The sequence below is a fragment of the Pseudomonas sp. AC242 genome (assembly GCF_979258655.1).
In genome coordinates, this window is the sequence record NZ_OZ409873.1 from 4,952,340 (window position 1) to 4,974,172 (window position 21,833).

Consider the following 21,833-nt stretch of genomic DNA (forward strand, 5'->3'; position numbering starts at 1 on the left):
ATTACAAATTCTGTGAACGACATCAATCCGTGTGGGAGCTGGCTTGCCAGCGAAGAGGCCCTACCAGACGCTGAAGATCCCAGCGGTACTTGCATCTTCCCACCCGCGCCCGCATAACTTAAGCCATGAATCTGCCCATCCCCACGGACGCGGCCCTGGCAGGCTTTCACCCCGCCGTCAGCGCCTGGTTCAGCAACACGTTCCCGACGGTCACCGCCGCCCAGGCGCGCGCATGGCCGTTGATCCGCCAGCGCCGTTCGACGCTGATCGCCGCGCCCACTGGCTCCGGCAAAACCCTCACCGCGTTTCTCGCCGTGCTCGACGACCTCGTCCACCGAGGCCTGGACAATCCCGACGGTCTACCCGACGAAACGCTGGTGGTCTACGTCTCGCCACTGAAGGCGCTGTCCAACGACATTCGCATCAACCTGCAAAACCCGCTGGCAGGGATCACCGGACAACTGCGGCAGATGAGTCTGCCCGAGCTGCAAATCACCACCGCCGTGCGCACCGGTGACACCCCGCAGAAAGAACGTGCGGCCATGCGCAAATCGGCGCCGCACATTCTGGTGACCACGCCGGAATCACTCTACGTGCTGCTCGGATCCGAATCCGGACGGAAAATGCTCGGCACCACACGGACAGTGATCATCGATGAAATCCACGCGATGGCCGCTGGCAAACGCGGCAGTCATCTGGCCCTCAGTCTTGAACGCCTGCAGGCGTTGTGCGCCGAACCGCTGACCCGTATCGGTCTGTCCGCTACGCAGAAACCGGTCGAAGCCGTGGCGCAATTTCTTGTCGGCCATGAGCGTCCCTGCGAGATCATCGATATCGGCCACGCCCGGCCACGGGACCTTGGTATTGAGGTGCCGCCGGTGCCGTTGTCGGCAGTGATGGCCAACGACGTCTGGGAATTGGTCTACGACCGCCTCGCTGAACTCGCTCGCGAGCACCGCACCACGCTGATTTTCGTCAACACCCGGCGCCTCGCCGAGCGCCTGAGCCGGCACCTCAGCGAACGCCTCGGCAAGCACGCGGTGGCCGCGCATCACGGCAGTCTGGCCAAGGAGTTTCGCCTCGACGCCGAACAACGCCTCAAGCGCGGCGAACTGCAGGTATTGATCGCTACCGCCTCGCTGGAACTGGGCATCGATATCGGTGAAGTCGATCTGGTCTGCCAGATTGCTTCGCCGCGCTCCATCGCCGGGTTTCTGCAAAGGGTTGGCCGTTCCGGGCACCAGGTGGGCGGCACACCCAAGGGCCGATTGTTCGCCACCACCCGCGACGACCTGATCGAATGCGCCGCCCTGCTCGACTGCGTGCGCCGTGGCGAGCTCGATACCCTGCACATCCCCGAAGCGCCGCTGGATGTGCTGGCGCAGCAGATCATCGCCGAAGTCAGTTGTCAGGAATGGCCGGAGGACGCCTTACTGGCGATGTTCCGCCAAGCCTCGCCTTATCGCGACCTCGACGAAAAACATTATCAGGCCCTGCTGAGCATGCTCGCCGAAGGCTACAACGGTCGCCAAGGCATTCGCAGCGCGTACCTGCACCGCGACGCCGTCAGTCGCACCTTGCGTGGCCGTCGCGGTTCACAACTGACCGCCGTTACCAGCGGCGGCACCATTCCCGATAACGCCGACTACAGCGTCATGCTCGAACCGCAAGGCCTGAACATCGGCAGCGTCAACGAAGACTTCGCCGTGGAAAGCATCGCCGGCGATGTGTTCCAGCTTGGCAATACCTCCTACCGGATCCTGCGCGTGGAAACCGGCAAGGTGCGTGTCGAAGATGCCCACGGCCAGCCGCCGACCATTCCATTCTGGCTCGGCGAAGCGCCGGGGCGCAGCGATGAATTGTCATCCGCTGTCGCACGTCTGCAAGCACAACTCGACGAACTACTCGGTGCCAGCCCCGGCGATCTGCAACCGGCGCTCGACTGGCTGACGCAGACCCTCGGCCTCAACCGCGCCAGCGCCGAACAACTGGTCGAATACCTCGCTCGCGCCCGGCAAACCCTCGGCGCCCTGCCTTCGCAGGACACGCTGCTGATGGAGCGGTTTTTCGACGAGTCCGGCGGCACGCAATTGATCATCCATTCACCGTTCGGCAGCCGCATCAACCGCGCCTGGGGCCTGGCCCTGCGCAAGCGTTTCTGTCGCACCTTCAACTTCGAATTGCAGGCCGCCGCCAGCGAGGACGCCATCGTGCTGTCGCTGTCCACCAGCCACAGCTTTGAACTCGACGATATCTGGCGTTACCTGCACAGCAACAGCGCCGAGCACATCCTCATTCAAGCGGTGCTTGATGCGCCGCTGTTCGGCGTGCGCTGGCGCTGGAACGCCGGGGTGGCGCTGGCGCTGCCGCGTTTCACCGGCGGGCGCAAAGTTGCGCCGCAGTTGCAGCGGATGAAAAGCGAAGACCTGATTGCCAGCGTGTTTCCCGATCAGATTGCCTGCCTGGAAAACCTCGCCGGTGAACGCGAAATTCCCGAGCATCCGTTGATCGAGCAGACACTGGACGATTGCCTGCATGAGGCGATGGACAGCGAAGGCTGGCTCAATCTGCTGCGGCGCATGGAGCGTGGCGAGGTGCGTTTGATCAGCCGCGACCTGCCGGCGCCCTCGCCGCTCGCCGCTGAAATTCTCAGTGCGCGGCCGTACACCTTTCTCGACGACGCACCGCTGGAAGAACGCCGTACTCAGGCGGTGATCAACCGGCGCTGGAGCGATCCGCAATCGACCGATGATCTCGGTGCACTGGATGCGGACGCGATTGCCGCCGTGCGTGAAGAAGCCTGGCCGACGCCGAACGCTGTGGACGAAATGCATGAGGCGCTGATGAGCCTGGCGTGCATCAGCGATGAGGAAGTGCAAGCGAACGAAGGCTGGCGCGCATGGCTGGAAACCCTGGCCCGCAGCGGGCGCGCCTGCCGTTTGCAGATCGACTCCGAGCATGGCTTGTGGCTGGCCCGCGAACGCCTGACCTGCCTGCAAACGCTTTATCCACAGGCGATTCTGCAACCCGAGCTGGAGGCGTTGCCGGGATTCGCTGAAATCTGGACGTTCGATGCGGCGCTGGTCGAGGTGATCCGCGCACGCCTCGGTGCCTTCGGACCGCTGCCGTTATCCGCGATTGCCGAACCGCTCGCGCTGCCGACCGCCCAAGTCCATCAAACCCTCGCGCAACTGGAACGCGAAGGTTATGTGCTGCGCGGTCAGTTTACGCCCAAGGTCAACGTTGAAGAATGGTGCGAACGGCATCTGCTCGCGCGCATTCATCGCTACACGGTCAAGCGCCTGCGCCGGGAAATCGAGCCGGTGGCGTTGCAGGATTTCATGCGCTTTCTGTTCGACTGGCAGCATCTTTCGCCCGCGATTCGCGGTCAGGGCAGCGCCGTATTGCCTGCGATTGTCGGCCAGTTCGAAGGTTACGCGGCGGCGGCTTCGGCGTGGGACAGCGACCTTCTCCCGGCCCGTCTCAAGGATTATTCACCGAGCTGGCTGGATGACCTGTGCCGCAACGGCAAACTGGTGTGGATGCGCCTCAGTGCCCGGCAAAAAGTCAGTGGCACGGCATTGCGCAGCACGCCGATCGTGTTGCTGCCACGCAGTCAGGTCGGTTTGTGGAGCGCGTTGGCCGAACAGACCCCAGTGAGCGAACTCTCGCCGAAAACCCAGAAGGTATTTGAAGCTTTGAGTCAGCACGGTGCGCTGTTTTTCGATGAGCTGATTCATGAAGCGCACCTGCTGCGCACCGAGCTGGAGATCGCCTTGCAGGAGCTGGTCGGCGCCGGCCTGGTGAACGCCGACAGCTTCGCCGGCCTGCGCGCGTTGATCACCCCGGCAAGCAAGCGCCAGCAGCGCAGCAGTAGGCGTGGGCGCGGGGCGTTTATCGGTGGGATGGACGATGCCGGGCGCTGGGCGTTGTTGCGGCGTGGCGCGGCTGTGGATAACAGCGAGACGCTGGAGCACGTCGCGATGACGTTGTTGCGGCGCTATGGCGTGGTGTTCTGGCGCTTGCTGGAGCGCGAAGCGGACTGGTTGCCGAGTTGGCGAGAATTGCTGCGTACCTTTCATCGGCTGGAAGCGCGGGGCGAGATTCGTGGCGGGCGGTTTGTTAGTGGTTTGGCGGGGGAACAGTTTGCCTTGCCTGAGGCGATTCCGTTGTTGCGCGAAGTCCGTCGGCGGCCGCATGACGGCAGTCTGGTGGCAGTGTGTGGGGTTGATCCGCTGAATCTGGCCGGAACGTTATTGCCGGGGATGAAAGTGCCGGCGCTGGTGAGTAATCGGCTGGTGTATCGGGATGGTTTGCCAGTAGCGGCGGAGATTGCCGGCAAGCAACAATTCTGGCTGGAGCTGGATCAGATTGATATGGAGCAGGTGCGCAGCAAGCTGATCCGGCATTGAGGGTGACTGTTCTGGCCTCATCGCTGGCAAGCCAGCTCCCACAGTGATTTGTGGTATGCCTTCTATTCCAGCATCACCCAAAACCCTGTGGGAGCTGGCTTGCCAGCGATGAGGTCAGCACTAACACCAAAAAATCCACCGGTTAAGTCCGCGACTCCTGCGGCACCTCGCTCGCCACCACAGTCCCCTCCTGCTGACGTTTCGGCAACAAAACCTGCTGTGGATAAGTCTGCGCGAAATGCACGGTCGCGGTGTTATCCACAAGTTTCTTCAACCGCTGGTTGAACGCCCGGCTCACCGCATACTGCCCGCCCGACACCGTGCGGAACTGCGCCGTCAGCACCACGCCATTCAAATCCATCCTGTCCACGCCAAACACATCCAGCGGCCCTTGCAGGTTGTACTTGAGGAAGGGGTCTTCGCGGATCGAATCACCGGTTTCTCGAATCAGCTCGATGGCTTTATCCACATCCGTGTCATAAGTGAACTGCACCGAGAAAAACGCAAAGGCAAACTGCCGCGATTGGTTGGTCACTGCCTTGATCTGACCAAATGGCACCGAGTGCACAAAACCTTTACCGTCACGCAGGCGCAGCGTGCGAATGGTCAGCCCTTCGACTGTACCGGCGTGCCCGGAATCGAGCACCACCCAATCGCCAATCGACAGGGTGTCTTCGATGATGATGAACAGCCCGGTGATCACGTCCTGCACCAGTTGCTGCGAGCCGAAACCGATGGCCAGACCGACCACCCCGGCACCGGCCAGCAATGGCGCGACGTTGATCCCCAGATTGGCCATGGTGGTGATCGCACAGATCACCACGAGGATGATTTTGATCGCGTTACGCAGCAGCGGCAAAATGGTTTTTACCCGCGTACTCGGCTGGCGCGCCGCGCGTTTGCTGAGCGGCGGCTTCAGCGCTTCCTGGATCGCCGTGTCGAGTACCACCCACAACAACCACGTCACCAGGAAGATCAAACCAATGCTGCTTAACGCGTTGCTGATTGCTCTTCCGACCGTGCTGCTCTGGGCAAAATCGAGCAACGACACGCCCCAGATCCGTCCGAGGATATCGATGAAGGCAATGGCGATGACGATACGCAGCAACGCGTGAAGCAGACTGAGAAAACGTTCCTTGTAGGCGCTGCTGCGCTGGATCGCTTCGGCCTTTCGTGACTTGAACAAGTGCTGCAGGATCGTGCTGAGGAATACCGTGCCGATTAACAAAACCGTGGTGAACAGCGCGCAGCGCAGGGCTTTCTGATTGTCCTCGCCGATGCCGATCAGATTGACCGCCGAGACCAGCACCATCAACACGATCGGCCAATACCACAGCCCGGAAAAGATTCGCAGCGATTCCTGCAACGAGGGTTGTTTCAAGCGCTGGCTCAGCGAACGATTGCGGATCAGATGCGCCACCGGGCGACGCAGGCGAATCACCAGCAGACCGAAAATCACCGAGGCGATCAGGCCGGTAAATACCGCGACGCTGCTGGTGATATTGCCGCCCAGTTGGCGGGCGATCTGCGGGCTGGTCAGCGCATCGCTGAGGGCGGCGAGAAAGCCGATCAGGAACAGCGGTCGCGGGCAGTAATTACGGATGATCCGCGCCGCCGGGCGTTTGTGGCCGACGTTGAACATCACCACCACGCACAACAACATCGAGGTGGAAAAGATGCCGCTGCTGGTGGCGTAGGCCAGACACAGCGCCAGCGCGCGTCCCACCGAGGCTTGCAGAAAATGGCTGACGTAGAGGGTCAGCGGCAGGCAGATCAGCGCTGGAATGGTGTAAGGCAGCAAGTAACCAATCAGATCCTGACTACGCTGACGGGTGCGCAACCAGCGACCCTCGCGCAGGCGTTTGGTCAACAAGCTGCCGAGCACGGTGAGCAGCGCGAAACTGCCGAGCCAAGTGCCGGACAAAGAGAGGAAATCCCCGGCGACGCTCCAGCCCGAGCGATTCGACGGCTGGTTGACCAGTTTGTCCACTTCATCGGCGGCGCGATCAGCGCGCAGGCGCCAGGCATCGACCAGGTGTTCGTTGAGATCGAGTTTGTCTTGTACATCATCGATGCTCGAACTGATCGCACCGAGCAGCCCGCCCTGCACAATCGGTTCGGGTTTAGCCGCTTCTTCGGTGGCGGCCGGGACGCCCGGCAATGCGGCGGCGTCGATTTCACTGGCGCCGAGAAACAACAGTGCTCCCAGCAGAATAGCGATCCTGAACTTGCCCAAAACTCCGATCTCCCTTGGCTGAACCTGTAAGGAACTGATCAAGTTTTGTGTGGCAAGTTCAAGAGCCCCTCACCCTAGCCCTCTCCCAGAGGGAGAGGGAACTGACCGAGTTGCCTGATCCGGCTGCACCGATCTGAAAGTCCGGAGTCGAACTCAGACCCTGAAAACCATAAAAACCAGCTCCCTTCCCCCTTGTTTTTCGAACTCAAACCCTGAAAACCCTGAAGATCTGCTCCCTTCCCCCTCGCCCCCTCTGGGGGAGAGGGTTGGGGTGAGGGGGAGCGCTTTTGATCTTTGCCTTAAAGACGTGTGACCGTCCGTAATGCCATCGAAACTTTCCCGAACCGCGCGCAGTCATCAAAAGATACCGGCAACACGAGGACTTTCGACGGGAGGGTGGCATGGCAACGATTCACATCGGTATTTCCGGCTGGCGCTACGAACCGTGGCGCGGGGACTTCTACCCCAAGGGACTGGCGCAGAAACGCGAATTGCAGTTCGCTTCGCGGGCGCTCAACAGCATCGAAATCAATGGATCGTTCTACGCCCTGCAACGGCCGGAGCGCTATGCGCAGTGGTACGCCGAAACGCCTGACGACTTCGTCTTCAGCGTCAAGGCGCCGCGTTTCATCACCCACATCCGCCGCTTGCGCGAGATCGAAAAACCGTTGGCCAATTTCTTCGCCTCCGGGGTGCTGGAACTCAAGGAAAAACTCGGACCGATCCTTTGGCAGTTTCCGCCGAACTTCAAATTCGAGCCTGAGCGCTTTGAACATTTCCTCGCACTATTGCCCCACGACACCGAAGCCGCCGCCACCCTCGCCCATCAACACGACGCTCACCTGCACGGCCACGCCAGCATGAAAGCCTGGCGTAAAAAACCACTGCGCCACGCTGTGGAAATCCGCAACGAGAGCTTCATCGACCCCGAGTTCGTACGCTTGTTGAAGCGCCACAACACCGCGCTGGTGATCGCTGACACCGCGAACAAATGGCCGTACCGCGAAGACCTGACCAGCGACTTTGTCTACCTGCGCCTGCACGGCGCCGAAGAACTCTACGCCAGCGGCTACACCGCACCAGCCCTCAAGCGCTGGGCCGAACGCATCGACGCCTGGCACCACGGTGAGCAACCAAAAGACGCGCACCTGATCGCGCCACGCTTGAAGCCGCGCGCGCGCAAATCCCGTGAAGTGTTCTGCTATTTCGACAACGACATCAAAGTCCGCGCTCCGTATGACGCGCGCGATCTGTTGCATCGTTTCGAGCTGGACAAGGACCTCGCCACCACCCCCGGCGAACCCGCTGGCGAAGGAGTGTTGGCATGAGTATTCCAGAGCCGGTTGGCTTTACCGATGAGGGCTCGGTGGTTGCGCCGTCCGTGCGGACGTTCACCGTACTGACGGTCAATACCCACAAGGGTTTTACCGCACTGAATCGGCGCTTCATCCTGCCGGAACTGCGCGAAGCGGTGCGCAGCGTCGCGGCCGATGTGGTGTTTCTGCAGGAAGTCCACGGCACCCACGAGCATCATCCCAAGCGCTACAGCAACTGGCCGACAATGCCGCAGTACGAGTTTCTCGCCGATAGCCTCTGGCCGCAGTTCGCCTACGGGCGCAATGCGGTGTACCCGGAGGGCGATCACGGCAATGCGCTGCTGTCGAAATTCCAGATCATCCGCCACGACAATCTCGACGTGTCGATCAGCGGCCACGAAAACCGTGGCCTGCTGCATTGCGTGTTGCGCCTGCCCGGTGATGGCACCGAAGTGCATGCGATCTGCGTGCATCTGGGCCTGCGCGAAAGTCATCGCAACGCGCAACTGGATTTGCTCATGCAACGCCTGGCGGAGTTGCCCAACGACGCGCCAGTGATCGTTGCCGGCGACTTCAACGACTGGCGCCAGCGCGCCGATGCACAACTCAAACCCTGCGGCTTGCGCGAAGTATTCGCCGAGCACCAGGGCAAACCGGCGCGCAGTTTTCCGGCACGTTTGCCGGCGCTGCGGCTCGATCGTATTTACGTACGCAACCTCAAGGCCAGCCAACCGAAGGTCCTGGCCAACCGTCCCTGGTCGCACCTTTCCGACCATGTTCCGTTATCGGTGGAGATCGAACTATGAGCAGCGCGCCGCTGGAGAAATCCGCCGTGGAACCGATCGCCATCAACCCGCCGATCCGTGAGCCCGGCCATGTTGATGTCGAGTACAGCTGGCAGGGCAACAACCGTGTGCAATTACTGGAAAACGGCGAGGAGTATTTCCCTCGTGTGTTCGAAGCGATGCGCGCAGCGAAAAGTGAAATCCTCCTCGAGACCTTTATCGTTTTCGAAGACAAGGTCGGTGCCGAGTTACAGGAGATTCTGATCGACGCTGCCCGGCGTGGCGTGCGCACCACGGTCAGCCTCGACGGCTTTGGTTGCGGCGAGTTGAGCACCGGTTATCTGACCGCGCTGAGCGAGGCCGGCGTGCATCTGCAAATCTTCGATCCGGCACCGAAACGCCTGGGCATTCGCACCAACTGGTTCCGGCGTTTGCACCGCAAGATTGTGGTGGTCGACGGCCTGATCGCGTTTATTGGCGGGATCAACTTTTCCGGCGATCACCTGGCCGATTTCGGCCCTGAAGCCAAGCAGGATTATTCGGTGGAAATTCAGGGCCCGGCGGTCGCCGACATCCATCATTTCGCCCTGCTGCAAAGTGGTCGGCCGGGCCGTGCGCGGTTCTGGTGGCAACGTCGGCGTCAACGTCGCGCGGAGATGGCTTTCGATGACCACGACGGTCAGGTGCGCCTGGTATTCCGCGACAACGACCAGCACCACTCCGATATCGAAGATGTGTATTTGCAGGTACTGCGCCGGGCCAAGCGCCGCGTGGTGATCGCCAACGCCTACTTCTTCCCCGGTTACCGTTTGCTGCGGGAAATCCGCAACGCGGCACGTCGCGGGGTCGAGGTGCGCCTGATTCTGCAGGGTCAACCGGACATGCTGGTGGCCAAACTGGCGGCGCGCATGACCTACGACTACTTGCTCAAGGCCGGCGTGCAAATCCACGAATATTGCCAGCGCCCGCTGCACGGCAAAGTGGCGCTGGTCGACGAAGAATGGAGCACGGTCGGCTCGAGCAATCTCGACCCGCTGAGCCTGTCGCTGAATCTGGAAGCCAATGTGCTGATCCGCGACCGCGCTTTCAATCAGCATTTGTTCGAACGCCTCGACGACCTCAGCCAGAACCACTGCAAAGCCATGGACGCCAGCAAGTCCCCGCGCGGGCGCATCTGGCACATGACCGTAGGGTTTCTGGTGTTCCACTTTCTGCGGCATTTCCCGGCGATGGCCGGATGGTTGCCAGCACATAAACCACGGCTCAAGCCATTTCGAGGGAACACGCCATGAGCCACTCCGAAGCGCACCCGAGCGGCCATGCGGCGCCAGCCACCCATTCGAAATGGAGTCGCTGGAAGCGCCCGTTGACCCTGCTGTTTTTCCTCGCGCTGATTGTCTTGCTGACGATGTTCGCCACGCGCATCGAATGGGCCGAAGTCCTGCAAACCCTGGCCGACTTCAAGGTGCGCACGTTGATCATCGCCGCTGGCGTGACTTTGCTGAGCTTTCTCACCTACGCCAGTTTTGACCTGATCGGCCGCACTTACATTCGTCAGGACCTGACCTGGAAACAGATTCTGCCGGTGGGGATCATCAGCTATGCGTTCAACTTGAATCTGAGCGCGTGGGTGGGCGGCATCGCCATGCGCTATCGGCTGTATTCGCGTCTTGGCGTGAGCAAAAGCAACATCGCCAAGATCCTCGGTTTGAGCCTGGCGACCAATTGGTTTGGCTACATGACCATTGCCGGCGTGGTGTTCAGCAGTGGATTGGTGACAATGCCACCGGGCTGGAAAATCAGCAGCAGTGCGCTGCAAGGCATCGGCGTTCTGCTGCTGTTGATCAGCGTCGGCTATCTGGCCGCTTGTCAGTTTTCCAAACGCCGCGAGTGGTCGATCCGCGGCGTGGAAATCAACCTGCCGTCATTGCGCATGGCGGTCTTGCAACTACTGCTGGGCGCGTTGAACTGGTCGCTGATGGCGGCGGTGATCTTCACCTTGCTGCCGAGCAAACTGGATTATCCGTTGGTGCTGGGCGTGTTGTTGATCAGCGCGATTGCCGGGGTCATTACGCATATTCCGGCGGGCCTTGGGGTGCTGGAGGCGGTGTTTGTGGCGTTGCTGCAACACGAGGCTTCACGCGGCAGCCTGGTGGCGGGATTGCTGGCGTATCGGGCGATTTATTTTCTGTTGCCGTTGTTGATCACGGTGGTGATGTATCTGGTGGTTGAGGCCAAGGCCAAGGCGCTTCGGATCGAGAAAAACCCCTCTTGAGTTAGTTTTTGAATTCGAAATCGCTATCGCGAGCAGGCTCACGCCTACAAGTGAACGCATTCCAAAATGTAGGAGTGAGCCTGCTCGCGATAGCGTTCGAAAGAACACTAAAAAATCATGCTGATTGAATAATGCTCAACCGCTCGCCCACAACCATCTCGGTAATCCAGTCCACCAGAATCGAGGTGTAAGCCTGCTGCGACACCGGCTCGCTCAACGCATGATCGGCGCCGTCGATAATCCGGTGCGTCAATGAATGCGTCTGCTGGCACGCCGCGCGGTAACTCATGATCGCCGCGTGGGGCACGTAGTCATCGGTTTCCGACTCCACCAGCAACACATCCCCGGTGAATTGCGAACACGCATGCAGCGCCCGATTGGTGTCCGCGCGCACCAGCGTGCTGCGGTAATCACGCAAATCGGCCTTGTCCAGCTCACGCTTGGGCGTATGCCATTGCTCGTCGCGATACAGCGCCGGAACGCGCAACGCCAGCCAGCGCACCGGGCGCAGCGAGGTGAGGATCGCCGCCAGGTAACCGCCATAACTGGTGCCGACCACGGCGATCGCCGAGGTATCGAGTGCTGGATGCGCGAGCAAGCGGTCATAGGCCGCGAGCAAATCACGCAGGTTATCTTCGCGGGTAACGCGGGTCAGCGGAATCCCGGTGCCGCCGGTATGCCCGCGCAAGTCGAAGGTCAGGCACACGCAACCTAGACCGGCAATGCCTTTGGCGCGCTCAAGGTCGCGCTCCTGACTACCGCCCCAACCATGTACAAACAACACCCCCGGCACTTTCGATTTGGGACTGAGAAAGGTCCCGCTCATCTGTTCATCATCAATGTCGATTTGAATGCTTTCGCTTCTAGCCGTCATAGGATTTGACCGTTACGTATTTGAGGAGAAATTCGCTGTTCTCAGCCGGGCCGCGATAGACCTCGATGGCGTCCGCCGGCAGCGGCTGATCGATATAGGTTTCCACCGATGACACGCGAATCGCACGCATCCCCGGATCGTTGACGAAGCTTTGCAACGCCGCGACTTCAGCACTGCTGGCGCCGCCCATGCGCCAGGATTGTTCGAGCACGCCGCTGCGGGATTTACCGTTGCTGTCCAGGCCCTGGGCAATGTCGTAATTGCGTCGCGAGGCGTAGAAGCGTGGGTAAGCCTCATCGGCGGCAGCGTCGAAAACCTGCGCCTGCTCAATGGCCAGACGCACATCGTCGTGCAGGTTCAACTTCAGCAGTTCGTCATAATCACCCTGCACCACCAGCAGATTCGAGCCGCCGTAGACCTCTTCGCCGTGGGCATCCTTGGTCAAGTATTGATCACCGCAGTAACTCAGCACCTTATCGCCGATGAATGACTGGCCGACGCTGTGGGTGACCACGTCGCTCAAGTCCTGTTCCAGCACCACACCCTCACTGAACTGTTTTTCAATGTCAGGGCGGGCAAGAATGTCGTCGAAGGCATCAAGGCTCTTGATCACTTCCTGGCCACGACCGGCGCAGGCGTGAACCGGCTTCAAGCGGATCGGGCCGTTGTACAGTAAGTGCTCGGCAGCGGGCCGCGCGTCTTCCAGCGCAAAAACGCTGAGGCCATCAAGGACCACGTTACGCACGCGCTCGGAAAACAATGGCGACCAGCCTTGCGGCGCGTGCGCCAGATGACTGCGCAGGCCGTGGCTGATGGCTTTGGTGCAGATGAAGTCGTGCTCGACGAACCCGCCCCACAGATCCTCCGGTCCCTTGATACCGAGTGCGTGAGCGCTGGCCGGGCCGACAATGGTTTGCGTCGGCAGTAAATACAGATCATGACCGTGGTGTTTTTCAGCGTCATAGCTGCCGCCGAACTTGCACCCGAGAATCTGCGCCAGCCAGCGGGCCAGCGCTTTGTTGGTCTGTACTTCATGTTGTGGCGCGTCGGGGCGCACCGAGTGGGCGACGACGATTTTCCTGCGGGGTGTCGGGGTCATGCGTTCCCCTTCCATCGGTTCGATGACTGTAGCGGTGAGAGGTGCAGAGATCAGGCCAATGACCGATCTCCGAAAATTCTAGGCCAATCAGAAACTTGCCAGAATCGTGCTGGCACCACGCCTGTTTCAATCTGCACGACCGCGCGCAAAACCCCGGCAATTTGCACGATCTATAGTCCTGTGGAGTTCAATGTGGGAGCTAGCCTGCTCGCGAAGGCGTCGTGTCAGTCGACATCAAAATTACAGCCCCCACCGCTTTCGCGAGCAGGCTCGCTCCCACATTAGGTGTTCGCCGGTTTAGGGTTAGGGGTCACACCAAACCGCGCCCGGTAATCACTTGGCGCCAGTCCGGTAATCTTCTTGAATATCGCGCGAAACGCCCCCGGATCCTGATACCCAACTGTCCAGGCAATGTGATCGATCGTGCCATTGCTGAACTCGAGCATTTCCCGTGCCTTGCCCACCCGCAAATGCTGGCAGTACTCGGTCGGTTTCAGCCCGCTCGCCGCGCGGAACCGCCGTAGAAATGTGCGCTCTTCCAACCCCGCCCGCTCCGCCATCGCCGCCAGGGAAACATCCGTCGCACCGGTGCTTTGCAGCCAATGTTGAACCTTGAGAATCGCCGCATCGCCATGACCGAGAATCGGCGCGAAATTGCTGCCGCATTCACTGGCGCTGTCACTGTGTTCCACCACCAGAAAGCGCGCGGTGCTGGTGGCGATGCTCGGTCCGAGCAACCTGTCGACCAGGCGTAATCCCAGTTCCGACCAAGCCATCAATCCGGCCGTGGTGATCAGGTCGCCGTCATCGACAATCGGCGTATCAGCCTTGAGCTTGATTTTCGGGTAACACTCGGCGAAAGCCTTGGCAGAGGTCCAGTGAGTGGTGGCGCTACGGCCGTCGAGCAAGCCGCTTTCGGCGAGCAGCAGCGAGCCTACGCAAACTCCGCCAAGCGTCGCACCGCGGGCATGCTGATCACGCAACCATTGCGTCAGACCGACCGGCATTTGCGCCGCCGAAAAACCGCCGATCGATGGCGGGATCAGCACCGCCAGCAAAGCGCTGTCGTGCCCTGGATGGCTGGCGTAAATGCGCGTTGGCGACTGATCACCTTCGACCTGCCAATGACTGACCCGCAGCACTGGCAATTGCGCAGCCTGATGTTCGGCGGCAATCCGGTTGGCCACCGTAAACAGATCGGTCAGACCGTGCACCGCCGCCATTTGCGCGCCTGGATAGATCAGCACGCCCAACTCAGCGATGGCGGCCTTTTCTGCGCCCATTGTCAGTTTTCCCCTGTCTATTGTCGGTGCGGCCAATCCTCGAATCACTGGCCAGCACCAATACTGAAGCCACTTCCAGCCAATACATCGAGGACACACCCATGGCCAAGCAAGCGCTCATCGTAGTCGATATCCAGAACGACTACTTCCCCCAAGGCAAGTGGCCGCTGGCCGGTGCTGATGCCGCCGCCGACAACGCCGCCCGGCTGATAGCCGCGTTCCGCGAGGCCGGCGATTCGGTGGTACACATTCGCCACGAATTCACCTCAGCGGACGCGCCGTTTTTCACCCCGGGTTCCGAGGGCGCCAAGCTGCATCCAAAGGTACTCAACCGTGCCGATGAACCGGTGGTGCTAAAGCACTTCGTCAACTCGTTCCGCGAAACCGAACTGCAAGCGATCCTCAACCAACAAGGCATCAAGGAACTGGTGGTGGTCGGCAGCATGAGCCACATGTGCGTTGACGGCATTACCCGTGCGGCGGCGGATCTGGGTTATGCCGTCACGGTGATTCACGACGCCTGCGCCAGCCGCGATCTGGAGTTCAATGGCCTGACGGTGCCGGCCGCCCACGTCCACGCCGCGTTCATGTCAGCGCTGGGTTTTGCCTACGCCAGCGTGGTATCCACTGACGAATTCCTCGCCGCCACGCGCTGAGTAATATCCTGCAAGAAATCCGGGCCCGCGCTGCAGCGGGCCTTTTTTCGTCTGTCATAAAAATCTCACGCGTGAGCCATTGATGGCACTTTGAATTGGTTGTAGTGTGGCTCACGCGTGAGATGTCCATAACCGAGCTACTGCCATGAAAAGCCGTTCCCCCACCGCGAAGTCAGAGAGCCCCAAGGGAGAGCGCGCGAAACCGTCGGCGAAAAAACCGTCGAGCTTCTATATGAAGCAGATGCGCGCAGGCCTGGCCGCTGCCGGTTATGTGAAACACGAAACTTGGGTGCTTCCCGAAAACCGAAGCTTGCTCAAGCAAATGGAGCAACAGCTACGCCAACCGATTCTGGCTGGCTCTTTCATGTCGGAGAATTACATGAGCGCAGGCAACAACTGGACCATCGATAGCCTCTTCAACGCCCTCAAGGCACTGGACGAGGTGGCTTCGCAAGAGATCACGCTGTCGCTGATCCAGAGCTCCGAACCCAGCATCAAGCTGGAAATGAACGAATTCGGCGGTCTGCCGATTCACATCGCTCTGGCCGGCCAGCAGATCATCGTCGACACCGTGCTGGTGGACATCGATTCGATCAGCGACGTGCACGCCTTCAACGATGCCGTGTTGCGCAGCCGGGAAATGTTCCCGCTGTCGTCGATCGGTATCGAGTCGATGCCGAACGGGCAGACCGTTTACAACATGTTTGGCGCCCTCAGCGCCGACTCGAGCCTGACCAACGTCGTCACCGAGGTGAAAACTCTGGTCGACAACGTGCAGCGCGCGAGCGAAGCCTTCGAACACTTCTTCAAGTAATCAACAGGGAATATCCAATGACTCAGTCCATCTGGAGCAAGTTGTTCACCGCACTGCGCGGCGGCGCCAATGAAGTCGGCGAAGCGATTGCCGACCAACAGGCCCTGCGCATCCTCGATCAGGAAATCCGTGACGCCGACAGCGCACTGTCGAACGCCCGTCGCGAATTGGTCACCATCATGGCCAAACACAAACTGGCCGCCGACCGCGTAAGCGAGTACGACGCCAAGATCAGGGATCTGGAAGCCAAAGCCGTCTCGGCGCTGAACGCCGGCCGTGAAGACCTGGCGCTGGAAGTGGCCGAAGCGATTTCGACCCTGACCAACGAGCTGGATGTCGAGAAAAAGCAGAGCGACGAGTTCGGCACTTACGCCGAAAACATGCGCAAAGACATCAGCAAAGCCGAGTCGCGCATCAAGAGCCTGCGCCAACAAGTGGACATGGCCAAGGCCCGCGAAAGCGTGCAGAAAGCCCAGGTCAGCGCCTCCATCGCCAGCGGCGGCGCCAATGGCAAACTGGAAACCGCCGTCGGTACGTTGAACCGTCTGCAGGCCAAGCAGCAGCAACGCGCGGCTGAACTGAGCGCTGCCGACGAACTGGCCGACGCTTCGACCGGCAACGATCTGGAACGCAAACTGCGCGACGCCGGCATCACGCCGAACGAAGGCAGCGCCAATGCGATTCTTGAGCGTCTGAAGCAAAAGTCCGCTCAGTAAGCACTGCGCAAAAAAACCGTGGGAGCGAGCTTGCTCGCGAAAGCGGCGTATCAGTCGACATCGTTGTTGACTGATACGCCCTCTTCGCGAGCAAGCTCGCTCCCACATGGTTTGCGGCGTGTCGTTCGCCGCTGAGCCCGGTACACTAGCGACGCTTTTTCGCCGACGAACACTTCCACCCGCTTCAAGGAACGTACCCATGGGATGGTTTAAAGACTTGCTGGGCACCAGCAACTGGCAGACCGCTGCGCCAACACCGACCGTTGCCAGTGGCCCGCTCGGCATGGCCCAAGGCAAGGCTGTCAGGTTCGATACGACGCTGGCGCTGTTGCTCGATGGCTCGACCACAGTGCGAGTGCCCTTCGATCAGGCGATCTGGAGCCACGGCTGGGTCGACCTCGGCCAGTCCAATAAACTGCACCGCTATTACATGAACGACGAGGATTTCTGGCTGCAGATCCACGTCACCGGTGACGATCAGATCGAATCCGTCACCCTGTTCAACTACCTCAGTTACGTGACCGTCAACAGTGACGCCGAACTGCAGCGCCTGGCCGGCCCCGACAGCCAGATCGGCTTGCCCGGTTACAACCACGACGGTGTCGAATACAGCCGTGAGTGGGGCACCGAACAAGGCCAGACCGAACTTGTGCCGATGACCGAACAGGTGGTCAATCCGGACGAGAGCTACACCATCGAACATCACTCAATGCTTTATGCGCGCGAGACCGGCCTGACCGATCGCCGCGAATTGCTGCTGTTCTCCGTCGAACAGGACGAAGAAGGCACCGTCAGCCTGAGCACCTCGCTGGGCATTTCGCTGTATACGACAGATCTGAGCACCATTTAAAAAAGGAAGTTTTTCATGCTGGAAGTGCTGGCCGTTTCCCTGAACAAAACCGCACTGGTCGGTTTCGTCGTCTATCTCATCGGCGCCGTACTGCTGTTCATGCTGTTTCAATTCGTCTACACGCGCATCACCCCGCACAAGGAATTCGAGCTGATTCGCTCCGGCAACGTTGCCGCTGCCATCGCCCTGTCCGGCGCGATCATCGGCTTCGCGATTCCGGCCAGTAACGTGATTGCGTTTTCGGTCAATGTCCTCGACTTCGTACTGTGGGCAGTGATTGCCGCCGTGGTGCAACTGCTGGCATTCCTCGCCACGGGTCTAGTGCTCAAAGGCACCTCCCAGCGCATCGCCAACGGTGAAGTGGCTTCGGGTATCTATGTTGCTGCGGTCGCGATCAGCGTCGGCATGCTCAACGCCGCGTGCATGACACCGTCCAACTGATCGGCAGGAAGCCTTAGATGAAACGCAGCAAATACGTTCAGTTGTCCCTCGCCGCCTCGGTGGCCATGGCCATTTCCGGCCAGGCGGCAGCCGCAGATCAACCACGCAGTTTCCAGAATGTGGAACAGTGCGTCGACGCCGAAGTGGCCGCCGATGTCTGCTCCAACGCCTACGTCGCCGCCCTGACCGAACACCGGCGCATTGCCCCGGCGTACGACGACAAGGCCAAGTGCGACGCGGACTTTGCCGCTGACTGGTGCCAAAAGAATTCTGACGGCCGCTTCGTGCCGAAACTCGGCGGCTTCAAAGTGCCTGCGAGCGGTGAACCGGCGCAGAACCTCGACGCCATCGCCGATGCTCAAATGCCTGCCGGTGACACGACAGCGCAGCATGTGCAAAGCACTTCGCATGTCTCCAGCGGTGGTGGCGGCGGAGGTGGAAATGGCTGGCTGACCGGTTGGCTGATCGGCAACGCGATGAGCAACAACTCCGAGCGCACGGTTTACCGCGATCGCGAAACGCGCCAGCCGTACAACACCTCGACGCAGTACCGCAGAGCCGAAACCACGACGCGCAGCCAAACGGATTACGAAAGCAGCAAAAGCAAACCGGTCAATGTGGCCTCATCGACGTCACGCGGCGGCTTCGGCAGCCAGTCCAGCGCCCGCAGCGGCTGGGGTGGTTGGGGCAGCAGTTCTGGTCGTTCGAGCAGCTGACGATGAAGAAGATCCTCTGCGCCGAGCGGCCTGACTGGAAACAGACTGCCGAAAGCCTCGGCTTCATGTTCCACACCATCGACGACGAGCCGTACTGGGACGAAAGCGCGTACTACCAGTTCACGCTCGCGCAAATCGAAAACGATCTTGAGGACCCGACCACCGAACTGCACGAGATGTGCATGGACCTGGTCGACCGCGTGGTCGACAGCGAAGAGCTGCTGGATCGCCTGAGCATCCCGACACCGTACTACGACATGATCCGCACGTCCTGGCGGGAAGGTCATCCGCATCTGTACGGGCGCATGGACTTTTCCTACAGCGGCGACGGCCCGGCGAAATTGCTGGAACTCAACTACGACACGCCGACCAGCCTCTACGAAGCGGCGGCTTTTCAGTGGGGCTGGCTGGAACAATGCATCGAGCGCGGCACGCTGCCGCGCCATGCCGACCAGTTCAACAGCATCGACACCCAGTTGCATAAGGCCTTCGCCGAGCTGCAACTGAAGCGGCCGTTCTACTTCGCTTCGATGAGAGACTCGGTCGAGGACAAGGGCACCACGGATTACCTGCGCTTGATCGCCGAAAAGGTCGGCATCGAATCACGGCACATCGATATCGAAGACATCGGTTTGACCGCTGAAGGGCGTTTCGTCGACCTGGAAGATCGCTGGATCCCGCACCTGTTCAAGCTGCACGCCTGGGAATTCATCTTCCACGAGCCGTTCGGCGCGGCGATTGCCGAGTGCGATACGCAGTTTTTCGAACCGGCGTGGAAGGCGATCCTGTCGAACAAGGGCGCGTTGCCGCTACTGTGGGAGCTGCACCAGGGCCATCCGAATCTGCTGGCGGCGCATCTCGATCCGAATCCGGCCAGCGCCGTGCCCAAGGGATGGGTACGCAAGCCGTACTTCTCCCGCGAAGGCGCCAACATTGAGCTGCAAACGGCAGACGGTCTGATCGTCAAAGAGGATGGGCCCTACACGGATGCGCCATTTATCCTGCAGGAATTTGCACCGCTGCCGAAATTCGGCGACAGCTACACGCTGATCGGTTCCTGGGTGATTGGCGATCAGGCTGCGGGGATTGGTGTACGGGAAGACAACAGCCTGATCACCAAAGATTCCAGCCGCTTTCTGCCGCACCTGATCCTCGACTGAACCACTGATATCCCTGTGGGATTTGGGATAACCGCAGACGAAAAAAAGCCCCACAAAAAAGGCCCGTCGCTTCAGCGACGGGCCTTTTTACTTAGAACGGGTGCAGCGACAAATCAGAACGGGATATCGTCATCAAAGCTGTCGAAATCCGGAGCCGGTTGCGGTGCGGCCTGCTGTGGAGCCGGGGCCGAACGCTGCTGTGGAGCCGACTGCTGCGGACGCGGTGCCTGCTGACGTGGAGCTGGAGCCGACTGCTGGTAGTTGTTGCCACCGCCTTGTTGGTCGCCCTGTTGTGGACGGCCGCCGAGCAGTTGCATGGTGCCTTGCATGTCGACCACGATTTCGGTGGTGTAACGCTTGATACCGTCTTTTTCCCACTCGCGGGTCTGCAGCTTGCCTTCGATGTAGACCTGCGAACCTTTACGCAGGTATTCGCCAGCGATTTCAGCAACCTTGCCGAACATCGAAACACGGTGCCATTCGGTCTTCTCGACCTTCTGACCGGTTTGCTTGTCGGTCCATTGTTCGCTGGTGGCCAGACTCAGGTTGGTCACGGCGTTACCGTTAGGCAGGTAGCGAACTTCGGGATCCTGGCCGCAAGTGCCGACCAATATGACTTTGTTAACCCCACGGGCCATAACGTTCTCCTAGGCTTCGCAAGCAGCCCCGGCCGGGTTGTTCACCAGGCGTTCGAGGGTGTCGCGATCCACTAATTCTTTGTCCAGTTTGATGTAAACAGCCGCTTCGTCAGCAACTATCACTGCATCGGTTACCCCTACGAGGGCCTTGAGGCGCTCGACCAGACCCGCTTCGCGGATCGCCTCGGGCGACAACGGCAAGCGCAGGCTCGTCACGTAGGGAGGTTCACGCATGGTAACAGCAAAGGCCAACCAAAGTGCAGCCAGCCCGGCACATCCAAGGAACACAACCGACAGACCGCCATGCTGAAACAGCCAGCCGCCGAGTATCCCGCCGAGTGCCGAACCAAGGAACTGGCTGGTGGAATACACGCCCATGGCCGTGCCCTTTCCGCCCGCCGGTGAAACCTTGCTGATCAGCGACGGCAATGAAGCCTCCAGCAGATTGAACGCGGTGAAGAACACCACCGTACCAATCACCAGAGCCCGCAGGCTGTCGCCGAACTGCCAGAAGAATAGCTCAGTCAGCATCAGCGTCAGGACGGCGCCGAGCAAAACTCGTTTCATTTTGCGTTTCTTCTCGCCATAGATGATGAACGGGATCATGGCGAAGAACGAAATCAGCAGCGCGGTGAGATAGACCCACCAGTGCTGCTCCTTGGGCAAACCGGCTTTTTCGACCAGCGCCAGCGGCAGCGCGACGAAGCTCGACATCAGCATCGCATGCAACACAAAGATACCTAAATCGAGGCGCAGCAAGTCTGGATGCTTGAGCGTTGGCATCAAGGCCTGACGCGCCACGCCGGATTCACGATGCTGCAACGGCCCGGTGGAACGCGGCACCATGAACATGATGATGGCGATACCGACCAATGCCATGGCACCGGTGGCGAGGAACAGTCCGGACAGACCGAAAGCGCGGGTCAGCAAAGGCCCGACGACCATGGCCACGGCAAACGACAAACCGATGGTCATGCCGATCATCGCCATCGCTTTGGTGCGGTGCTGTTCGCGGGTCAGGTCGGAAAGCAGCGCCATGACCGCAGCGGAAATCGCCCCGGCACCTTGCAGGATCCGCCCGGCGATTACGCCCCAGATCGAATCGGCCTGAGAGGCCAGCACGCTGCCAAGCGCGAAGACGATCAGCCCGAGGTAAATCACCGGACGACGGCCAATGCGGTCGGAAATGATCCCGAACGGAATCTGAAAAATCGCTTGGGTCAGGCCGTAAGCGCCGATAGCCAAGCCGATCAGGGCCGGGGTCGCGCCCGCCAGGTCCATGCCATAGGTCGCCAGTACCGGCAACACCATGAACATGCCCAGCATACGGAAGGCGAACACCAGGGCCAGACCGCTCGCCGCGCGGGTCTCGCTGCCACTCATGCGTTCGCTGTGGGGATCGTGCATGGAAAAACCTCGTGTGAACCGGCGGCGATTCTACCAGTCCCATCGGTAGACGGGGTATATCGCGACGCTTTGACGCGTATAGATGAAACTCTCTTCATCCAGGGTAAAAAACCCTTCGTTTGATAGTGTGCATCCATCCAGTATTTGGCCGTATA

Annotated in this window: 18 protein-coding genes; 12 read left to right on the forward strand and 6 right to left on the reverse strand. The window is 60.3% G+C overall.

Going from position 1 to position 21,833, the window contains the following annotated elements:
- Positions 1-125: 125 nt before the first annotated feature.
- Complete coding sequence (locus ACZZ0A_RS22200; RefSeq protein WP_463543748.1) at positions 126-4,412, forward strand: DEAD/DEAH box helicase; 4,287 nt, start codon at positions 126-128, stop codon at positions 4,410-4,412.
- 142 nt (positions 4,413-4,554) lie between these two features.
- On the opposite strand, the gene ACZZ0A_RS22205 is transcribed toward ACZZ0A_RS22200, so the two are convergent.
- On the reverse strand, positions 4,555-6,648 hold the full coding sequence (locus tag ACZZ0A_RS22205) for a mechanosensitive ion channel family protein (protein ID WP_463543749.1): 2,094 nt from the start codon (positions 6,646-6,648) through the stop codon (positions 4,555-4,557).
- Between the two features lie 401 nt (positions 6,649-7,049).
- On the opposite strand from ACZZ0A_RS22205, the gene ACZZ0A_RS22210 reads away from it, so the two are divergent.
- Genes ACZZ0A_RS22210 through ACZZ0A_RS22225 form a run of 4 tightly spaced genes read left to right on the forward strand, consistent with a single transcriptional unit; the run spans position 7,050 to position 11,024 of the window.
- Complete coding sequence (locus ACZZ0A_RS22210; protein WP_095113990.1) at positions 7,050-7,976, forward strand: DUF72 domain-containing protein; 927 nt, start codon at positions 7,050-7,052, stop codon at positions 7,974-7,976.
- Entirely contained in the window at positions 7,973-8,770 is a 798-nt protein-coding gene (locus ACZZ0A_RS22215; RefSeq protein WP_007917196.1) for an endonuclease/exonuclease/phosphatase family protein, read from the forward strand. The genes ACZZ0A_RS22210 and ACZZ0A_RS22215 overlap by 4 nt, the downstream gene beginning before the upstream one ends.
- On the forward strand, positions 8,767-10,041 hold the full coding sequence (gene clsB, locus ACZZ0A_RS22220; protein ID WP_007917197.1) for a cardiolipin synthase ClsB: 1,275 nt from the start codon (positions 8,767-8,769) through the stop codon (positions 10,039-10,041). Before ACZZ0A_RS22215 ends, clsB begins: the two co-directional genes overlap by 4 nt.
- Positions 10,038-11,024, forward strand: coding sequence for a lysylphosphatidylglycerol synthase domain-containing protein (locus tag ACZZ0A_RS22225; RefSeq protein ID WP_007917199.1), 987 nt, complete (start codon positions 10,038-10,040; stop codon positions 11,022-11,024). Before clsB ends, ACZZ0A_RS22225 begins: the two co-directional genes overlap by 4 nt.
- Before the next feature lie 115 nt (positions 11,025-11,139).
- Here ACZZ0A_RS22225 and ACZZ0A_RS22230 read toward each other — a convergent pair whose 3' ends face one another.
- The 3 genes from ACZZ0A_RS22230 to ACZZ0A_RS22240 form a co-directional block, all read right to left on the reverse strand.
- Positions 11,140-11,898 carry an alpha/beta hydrolase family protein gene (locus ACZZ0A_RS22230; RefSeq protein WP_007917206.1) on the reverse strand — a complete coding sequence of 253 codons (759 nt, stop codon included), beginning with the start codon at positions 11,896-11,898 and terminating at the stop codon, positions 11,140-11,142.
- Positions 11,888-12,997 carry a DUF3182 family protein gene (locus ACZZ0A_RS22235; protein WP_463543750.1) on the reverse strand — a complete coding sequence of 370 codons (1,110 nt, stop codon included), beginning with the start codon at positions 12,995-12,997 and terminating at the stop codon, positions 11,888-11,890. Before ACZZ0A_RS22235 ends, ACZZ0A_RS22230 begins: the two co-directional genes overlap by 11 nt.
- A 281-nt stretch (positions 12,998-13,278) precedes the next feature.
- Positions 13,279-14,280, reverse strand: a complete 1,002-nt coding sequence (locus ACZZ0A_RS22240) for a GlxA family transcriptional regulator (RefSeq protein WP_463543751.1) — start codon at positions 14,278-14,280, stop codon at positions 13,279-13,281.
- Between the two features lie 101 nt (positions 14,281-14,381).
- Here ACZZ0A_RS22240 and ACZZ0A_RS22245 point away from each other — a divergent pair, with 101 nt between their 5' ends.
- From ACZZ0A_RS22245 to ACZZ0A_RS22275, 7 genes are all read left to right on the forward strand, one after another.
- Positions 14,382-14,936, forward strand: a complete 555-nt coding sequence (locus ACZZ0A_RS22245; protein ID WP_123375841.1) for a cysteine hydrolase family protein — start codon at positions 14,382-14,384, stop codon at positions 14,934-14,936.
- Between the two features lie 145 nt (positions 14,937-15,081).
- Positions 15,082-15,750, forward strand: a complete 669-nt coding sequence (locus ACZZ0A_RS22250; protein WP_007917215.1) for a YjfI family protein — start codon at positions 15,082-15,084, stop codon at positions 15,748-15,750.
- Between the two features lie 17 nt (positions 15,751-15,767).
- Positions 15,768-16,466 (forward strand): PspA/IM30 family protein, encoded by a 699-nt coding sequence (locus tag ACZZ0A_RS22255; RefSeq protein ID WP_463543752.1) that lies wholly within the window; start codon positions 15,768-15,770, stop codon positions 16,464-16,466.
- A 199-nt stretch (positions 16,467-16,665) separates the two neighbouring features.
- Entirely contained in the window at positions 16,666-17,316 is a 651-nt protein-coding gene (locus ACZZ0A_RS22260; RefSeq protein WP_007917219.1) for a DUF2491 family protein, read from the forward strand.
- A 15-nt stretch (positions 17,317-17,331) separates the two neighbouring features.
- On the forward strand, positions 17,332-17,757 hold the full coding sequence (locus tag ACZZ0A_RS22265) for a DUF350 domain-containing protein (RefSeq protein WP_007917221.1): 426 nt from the start codon (positions 17,332-17,334) through the stop codon (positions 17,755-17,757).
- Positions 17,758-17,774: 17 nt separating this feature from the next.
- The gene (locus ACZZ0A_RS22270; protein WP_463543753.1) at positions 17,775-18,473 is read left to right on the forward strand and encodes a DUF1190 domain-containing protein; all 699 of its coding nucleotides are present in this window, start codon (positions 17,775-17,777) and stop codon (positions 18,471-18,473) included.
- Between the two features lie 2 nt (positions 18,474-18,475).
- Entirely contained in the window at positions 18,476-19,633 is a 1,158-nt protein-coding gene (locus tag ACZZ0A_RS22275) for a glutathionylspermidine synthase family protein (protein ID WP_447787316.1), read from the forward strand.
- 113 nt (positions 19,634-19,746) lie between these two features.
- On the opposite strand, the gene ACZZ0A_RS22280 is transcribed toward ACZZ0A_RS22275, so the two are convergent.
- A complete protein-coding gene (locus ACZZ0A_RS22280; protein WP_008081898.1) occupies positions 19,747-20,271 on the reverse strand; it encodes a single-stranded DNA-binding protein in 525 nt (174 codons plus the stop codon).
- Between the two features lie 9 nt (positions 20,272-20,280).
- Positions 20,281-21,678, reverse strand: a complete 1,398-nt coding sequence (locus tag ACZZ0A_RS22285) for an MFS transporter (protein WP_007950096.1) — start codon at positions 21,676-21,678, stop codon at positions 20,281-20,283.
- Between the last annotated feature and the right edge of the window lie 155 nt (positions 21,679-21,833).

Excerpts from the sequence above, each read along its gene's own strand:
- ACZZ0A_RS22255 (WP_463543752.1), top strand. The coding sequence starts at position 15,768 with ATGACTCAGTCCATCTGGAGCAAGTTGTTCACCGCACTGCGCGGCGGC.
- ACZZ0A_RS22210 (WP_095113990.1), top strand. The coding sequence starts at position 7,050 with ATGGCAACGATTCACATCGGTATTTCCGGCTGGCGCTACGAACCGTGG.
- ACZZ0A_RS22280 (WP_008081898.1), bottom strand. The coding sequence starts at position 20,271 with ATGGCCCGTGGGGTTAACAAAGTCATATTGGTCGGCACTTGCGGCCAG.
- ACZZ0A_RS22230 (WP_007917206.1), bottom strand. The coding sequence starts at position 11,898 with ATGACGGCTAGAAGCGAAAGCATTCAAATCGACATTGATGATGAACAG.
- ACZZ0A_RS22265 (WP_007917221.1), top strand. The coding sequence starts at position 17,332 with ATGCTGGAAGTGCTGGCCGTTTCCCTGAACAAAACCGCACTGGTCGGT.
- ACZZ0A_RS22285 (WP_007950096.1), bottom strand. The coding sequence starts at position 21,678 with ATGCACGATCCCCACAGCGAACGCATGAGTGGCAGCGAGACCCGCGCG.
- ACZZ0A_RS22225 (WP_007917199.1), top strand. The coding sequence starts at position 10,038 with ATGAGCCACTCCGAAGCGCACCCGAGCGGCCATGCGGCGCCAGCCACC.
- ACZZ0A_RS22215 (WP_007917196.1), top strand. The coding sequence starts at position 7,973 with ATGAGTATTCCAGAGCCGGTTGGCTTTACCGATGAGGGCTCGGTGGTT.
- ACZZ0A_RS22250 (WP_007917215.1), top strand. The coding sequence starts at position 15,082 with ATGAAAAGCCGTTCCCCCACCGCGAAGTCAGAGAGCCCCAAGGGAGAG.
- ACZZ0A_RS22270 (WP_463543753.1), top strand. The coding sequence starts at position 17,775 with ATGAAACGCAGCAAATACGTTCAGTTGTCCCTCGCCGCCTCGGTGGCC.
- ACZZ0A_RS22260 (WP_007917219.1), top strand. The coding sequence starts at position 16,666 with ATGGGATGGTTTAAAGACTTGCTGGGCACCAGCAACTGGCAGACCGCT.
- ACZZ0A_RS22240 (WP_463543751.1), bottom strand. The coding sequence starts at position 14,280 with ATGGGCGCAGAAAAGGCCGCCATCGCTGAGTTGGGCGTGCTGATCTAT.
- clsB (WP_007917197.1), top strand. The coding sequence starts at position 8,767 with ATGAGCAGCGCGCCGCTGGAGAAATCCGCCGTGGAACCGATCGCCATC.
- ACZZ0A_RS22275 (WP_447787316.1), top strand. The coding sequence starts at position 18,476 with ATGAAGAAGATCCTCTGCGCCGAGCGGCCTGACTGGAAACAGACTGCC.
- ACZZ0A_RS22235 (WP_463543750.1), bottom strand. The coding sequence starts at position 12,997 with ATGACCCCGACACCCCGCAGGAAAATCGTCGTCGCCCACTCGGTGCGC.
- ACZZ0A_RS22245 (WP_123375841.1), top strand. The coding sequence starts at position 14,382 with ATGGCCAAGCAAGCGCTCATCGTAGTCGATATCCAGAACGACTACTTC.
- ACZZ0A_RS22200 (WP_463543748.1), top strand. The coding sequence starts at position 126 with ATGAATCTGCCCATCCCCACGGACGCGGCCCTGGCAGGCTTTCACCCC.